General features: G+C 42.8%; 4 protein-coding genes. All 4 read left to right on the plus strand.

Features of this window, described 5'->3' with window-relative positions; genetic code table 11:
- Positions 1–274 precede the first annotated feature (274 nt).
- Positions 275–1,228 carry a nitronate monooxygenase family protein gene (locus D0T57_RS09650; protein ID WP_163273285.1) on the plus strand — a complete coding sequence of 318 codons (954 nt, stop codon included), beginning with the start codon at positions 275–277 and terminating at the stop codon, positions 1,226–1,228.
- 296 nt (positions 1,229–1,524) lie between these two features.
- Positions 1,525–2,394 carry a hypothetical protein gene (locus tag D0T57_RS09655; protein ID WP_163273286.1) on the plus strand — a complete coding sequence of 290 codons (870 nt, stop codon included), beginning with the start codon at positions 1,525–1,527 and terminating at the stop codon, positions 2,392–2,394.
- Between the two features lie 78 nt (positions 2,395–2,472).
- Positions 2,473–3,858 carry a transglycosylase SLT domain-containing protein gene (locus D0T57_RS09660; RefSeq protein ID WP_163273287.1) on the plus strand — a complete coding sequence of 462 codons (1,386 nt, stop codon included), beginning with the start codon at positions 2,473–2,475 and terminating at the stop codon, positions 3,856–3,858.
- Between the two features lie 15 nt (positions 3,859–3,873).
- The gene (locus D0T57_RS09665; RefSeq protein WP_163273288.1) at positions 3,874–5,658 is read left to right on the plus strand and encodes a hypothetical protein; all 1,785 of its coding nucleotides are present in this window, start codon (positions 3,874–3,876) and stop codon (positions 5,656–5,658) included.
- Positions 5,659–6,000: the final 342 nt, after the last annotated feature.

The raw sequence follows: 6,000 nt of genomic DNA on the forward strand, positions 1-6,000 counted from the left end.
ATTCTAGTCGTGCGTTAGCCGACGTGCATCAGTTCCGCAGGCGGGAACCTGTCCGGTGAAGGCGGCAAACCGATGACAGGTCGCCGAGGGACGAAGCACTAGCCTTTTGCTTCCTTTTGGGCAATGCCAAAAGGGAGGACAAGCCCAGGAGGGCGCGGCAGGATGAGCTAAAGATGAAATATTTAACTCAAGATTGGCTTTTAGGCAGTATAAAAAAGTAACATACAATTTAACTACTGATAAACAGTATTAACTAACATATATACAAAAAATTATGAGCAACAGAATAACATCTTTATTCGGAATTAAATACCCTATCGTATCGGGAGGAATGGTTTGGTGCAGCGGTTGGCGGCTGGCAGCAGCAGTAAGCAACGCGGGCGGGCTTGGCCTCATCGGTGCAGGATCTATGTACCCCGAAGTACTTCGCGAACATATACAGAAATGCAAGGCTGCAACCGACAAGCCTTTCGGCGTAAACGTGCCGTTGATGTATCCCGATATAGAGGAAATAATGAACATCATAATCTCCGAAGGTGTGAAAATAGTATTCACTTCGGCAGGAAATCCTAAGCTGTGGACAAAGAAATTGCAGGACAACGGCATCAAGGTAGCCCATGTAGTTTCCAGTTCGAAGTTTGCCGTAAAATGCCAGGAAGCAGGTGTAGACGCCGTAGTAGCCGAAGGCTTCGAAGCCGGAGGGCACAACGGGCGCGAAGAAACCACCACAATGGTACTCATACCGCAAGTGCGCAAAAGCCTTTCCATACCATTGATAGCTGCCGGAGGCATCGGCACGGGGGCAGGAATGCTCGCCGCCTTTGCTTTGGGTGCAGAAGGAATACAAATGGGTTCGCGCTTTGCACTGACTCAGGAAAGCTCGGCATCGGATGAGTTTAAAAACCTTTGTATAAACCTGAAAGAAGGAGACACAATGCTGTCGTTGAAAAAGCTGAGCCCTACACGCCTGATTAAGAATGATTTCTTCGATGCCGTACAGTCGGCAGAAGACAGGGGCGCCCCGGCGGAAGAAATACGTGAATTGCTGGGACGTGGACGGGCTAAAAAAGGTATATTCGAAGGCGATCTGTCGGAAGGAGAACTGGAAATAGGACAAATAAGTTCGTTGATAGACGACCTGCCCACCGCCGGGCATGTAGTGAATAGTGTGATTGCCGAATACAATATCAAGGTAGAAGATTTATTGTCGCGAGATGCGAAATTTTAAGGATAACTTTATCTATATAAAAAGAGCTTATCGCAAAAAAATGTAACAATGGAAAAAGATGTAAAATGTGTTACATGTGTTACTTTTTGGAGAGATACAAGATACCAGTAGACGAGTTAACGAGTTGGGTGCTGATAAAATATGAACTTGTATCTCGTATCTTGTCTACTTGTATCTAAAGAGAAGGAAATTTGTTACCTAAAAAATGTGTTACTTTTTCTTTGCCCTGGTCCCAAGGACCCTGCTTTTGGGGGTTTTGGGGAAATGGAATGGAATAGATTATTTACCCATATACTATGAAACACCTTATAGCCTTTATATTAGTTATATTTCTTTTTTCTTGTCAAAACAGTACTGACAAGAAAGAAGAGATGTCTCTTACACAGCTTTCGTTCGATACGATCAAGCCTGTGCAAACCCGCGAATTTATATATACCGATTCCATTATCCGCTATTCTGACAACAGGAAAGAGAAAACAATTATATATACCAACAACATTGCCCACAATAGCATCCATTATAAAGTCCTTAATACGAAAGGAAATCTGGTGGAAATAGGTATTGCAAAGGATACTTTGCTATATACCTCTCCCGAATTTAAAGAAGAATTTTACCAACGAAACGACTATGTCACGCGATACCGCGACAACGGAACATTATTGCAAAAAGGGTTCATCCTTTACGAAGATTCCTTATCTTATCGTAACCTGAAGGATCAGTATTGGGATGTTTATTGTACATACGACAGTCTTGAAATACTGGATTACAGGCAGCAGCCCGTTCGTCCCGGTAGCAATTGGTTTTATATAGGCACAACCTACCATCGCAACGGAAAAATGAAGTTACAATGGGAACAAGGTGATAAATTTGCCGGAGGAGTGATGCTGTGGCTTAAAGAATGGGATTCGCAGGGTAGAAAAATAGAAGAGGTAAAGTGCGAACATTTTATGCCCGAATGGGGCAACAGCTACAATCATACATTCACAGTGGAAACCACAATAGAATATTATCCTAATGGAAATATAAAGCGCATTGGTAAAAGTAAAGCCTTTGCCCAAAGCGAAAGTTGTCCCTGTGGCGAAGAAGAATATTATAATAAAGAAGGAAAATTGGAACGAACGGAAAAGCATCCGTCATGTTACAATTATGAGTTGGATTGCGACTAAAAAGTAATTACAAAAAATATGAAAAATGCGTTACTTGTGTTACTTTTTTTATATTATTGTATTAAAAACTAAATCGTTATGAATCACAAATTGTATTATTTTACTATACTTATACCCTTGCTGTTACTTTTCTCATGCAAAAAACAAGAGAAGAAAGGGTACGACTTCGAACAGATAAAAGAAAAAGGAGAGTTGACGATAATTACCCTCAACAGTTCCACCTCTTACTTTATCTACAAAGAAGAGCCTATGGGATACGATTACGACCTGGCGCAGGAATTTTGCAACCAACATGGGCTGACTCTCAATGTGAAAGTAGCCGAGAATGTGAAACGCCTTGTGGAAATGCTTAATAGCGGCGAGGGCGACCTCATAGCATACGAACTGCCAGTAGTAAACGAGTTGAGAGACTCGGTACGTTATTGCGGCTTGCAGCAAGTTACACATCAGGTTTTGGTACAACGTTCGAACAGGGGAGACACATTGGCAACAAATGTTACCGAACTGCTGGGAAAAGATGTGTATGTGGAAGGCGACACAAAATACTACCAACGCCTGCAAAACCTTGATGCCGAACTGGGTGGCGGAATAAATATACACGCAGTAAATGAAGATACCATAACCAGCGAAGACCTGATAGCGATGGTGGCTTCGGGGAAGATAAGGTACACCATTGCCGACGAATACATTGCCAAACTAAACCGCACATATTACAGGAATATAAATATACAGCTTCAGGTAAGCTTCGAACAACGTTCTTCGTGGGCGGTGCGCAACGATATGCCCGAACTGGCAAAGGCTCTGGACGAATGGTACACGAAAAGCGATAATACGCCCGAATATAAAGCCATTACCAAAAAGTATTTCGAACTGAGCAAGCTGCCTCTTGAAGGCGAATACGCTGCCCCCGAAGATCTGCCGAAAGGTGCAGTGTCTATATACGACGACCTGTTTAAGAAACATGCCGCAGGTACAAAATACGAATGGCAATTCCTTGCAGCGATATGCTATCACGAGTCGCGTTTTATCAACAACCTGACTTCGTGGGCGGGTGCTGCCGGCATCATGGGGCTTATGCCACGCACGGCCAAGTCGCTGGGGCTGACCAGCGAAGACCGTATGAATCCCGACCTGAGCATAGGCGCCGCCGTAGAATTGCTCGACAGGCTTGATAAGATGTATAAAGGAATAGATACGGAAGAACGGACAAAATTCATCCTTGCTGCCTACAATGCCGGAAACGGACACGTAAACGATGCCCGTGCCCTGGCTCGCAAATATGGGGCTAACGCAAATGTATGGGAGGGCAATGTGGAGAAATATCTCGAACTGAAAAGCCTGCCCGAATATTATAACGATTCGGTATGCAAAAGCGGGTATTTCCGTAGCGGCGAAACGATAAATTATGTAAAGATCGTGCGTGCTACCACCGAGAGATTTAAGAGGGTTTCCTCGCGGCAATAATAAAATATAGTCTAAATGTTAATCATTATCATATCATGGATTGCTATATCCATTGTTCTACTTTCATTCGGAGACATCTTTTTGTGGGGATATAACAGGATTGCTAAAAGTAGCGAGGAGTATAACTTTCCTGATACTTTCCTGCTGGGATTGTGCTTTGTAAGCATCACCCTCCCCATTACATCATTCTGGTGGCCTTCAAACCACTATATATTATTGTTATACATGGCTATATCCATAATATACTGGGCTTTGCGCCGCCAAAGGTTATTGAATTGTATAGGCAAGATGAGAGCCGGGCTAAAGTCGCTAAGCAACCTGCAAAAAGGAAGCCTGGCAGTGCTTATCGCTGGCGTCATGCTATTTGTCTTGTTTGTGCATCCTTTCTACGATGCAGCATTTTATCATTACCAGTTGATGCGGTGGAACGAAGAATATAGCATTGTGCCCGGACTGGCTAATTTGGAAGACAGGTTTGGGTTCAACTTCAATTACCTGCTGGTATCGGCCATCTTTTCGTTCCGTTTCCTGTCGGGCGAAGCAATATATTCATTAAACCCCTTGTTGTTTACCATTATAAGTTGCTGGTGCTTTATATCCATTGTAAAAAAGGATTATGATATACGGTACATCCTGCTATTTGTACTTCTCCTTTGCATATTTATCATGTTCTGGGATTACCTTCCCGATTCGAATACCGATATAATCCCTATCCTTTGCATATTCTATTATATCGTAAAAACGGTTTTGAAGCCCGGTTGGTACAAGCAACAGCTGTTGCTAAGCTGCCTGCTGCCCGTTGTTTTAGCCACATTCAAGTTGTCGGCCGCTATTTTTTGCCTCGCCAGCTTAGGCGTTATTATCTATTGCTTTGCTCAGAATAGAAAGAGAAACCTTGCCTTCCTGATTGCTACATCGGTATTGGTTGTCGCCTTATGGTGCATCCGCAATATTATCATTTCGGGCTATCTGGTATATCCCCTGCATAGTATAGACCTGTTCGGTTTCGACTGGAAAGTGCCCAAAGGAATAGCGCTCCTGCAAGTAGAACATATCTACCACTGGGCTAAGTATAATTTCATAGTTGCCTATTTCCTCCGGCAGATTACACCGGCAGACAAGATAGGGTCTATGATAAGCATCATCAGCTATGTTTCTACATTATATTTCCTAATAACCCCTTTCGTCGTATCGTGGTGGGCGATAAAGAAACGGAAGATTAATATGTCTTTATATTGGATATATATAGTTTCGTGCCTGTCGCTAATAACAGGAACAATCAATGCCCCCGACTTTCGGTTCAATCTGGGATATATTCTCGGATGCGGATTCCTGGTCACCGTCCTTATCCTCGGAAACAAGCGGGGAATATTAAGGATAAATAAGGTTCTTACCTATTCTGTCCTGATAATCTTTATTCTGCTGATGCTTCAAAAAACAGTATTGAACTTTACCGAATATAAAGATGAAATAACGACCGACATACTATTTAAACAATGGAGGCCTAAGCATAATACCGATTTTGTGGAATATAAGCTGGAGGGCGGAACAGTATATCTTACCAAACATGATGGTATAGAAGCCCATGATGTAATACCCGCAACTTGTGTAGGAGGCGTCCCCTTCAATCCTTTCATCGGTTGCAAGGCGCAGGACATAAGGACTATAGAATCGCGTGGAACTACGTTTCAGGATGGATTCAGAACAAAACAGCAATATATAGATACCATAAATGCGAATGCGCAGAAGTATTTCGAAGACTACTACTACCAAAGGTATATTTCCGACAGGTATAAATAAGGTTTCCTGCCGGTACGCTACTCGAACAAGAAAGGCTTTGTCAACCCTTCCATTTATCAAATATTAACTTATGTTTTAAAAAAGACAAATCCCTTTAGGGTAACGCCAGGAATAAGTGTTTAACCTTATATAAATAGTGCAAAATCAGCAGTTGGAATAACTGCAAAACGTTCTTTTATATTATGCATAAAAGCAATTTTGAGTTAAACATTTTATCATTAGCTCATCCTGCCGCGCCCTCCCGGGCTTGTCCTCCCTTTTGGCATTGCCCAAAAGGAAGCAAAAGGCTAGTGCTTCGTCCCTCGGCGACCTGTCATCGGTTTGCCGGCTGAAAGGGATAAA

Source organism: Dysgonomonas sp. 511, assembly GCF_010501105.1.
In the GTDB taxonomy this organism is placed as follows: domain Bacteria; phylum Bacteroidota; class Bacteroidia; order Bacteroidales; family Dysgonomonadaceae; genus Dysgonomonas.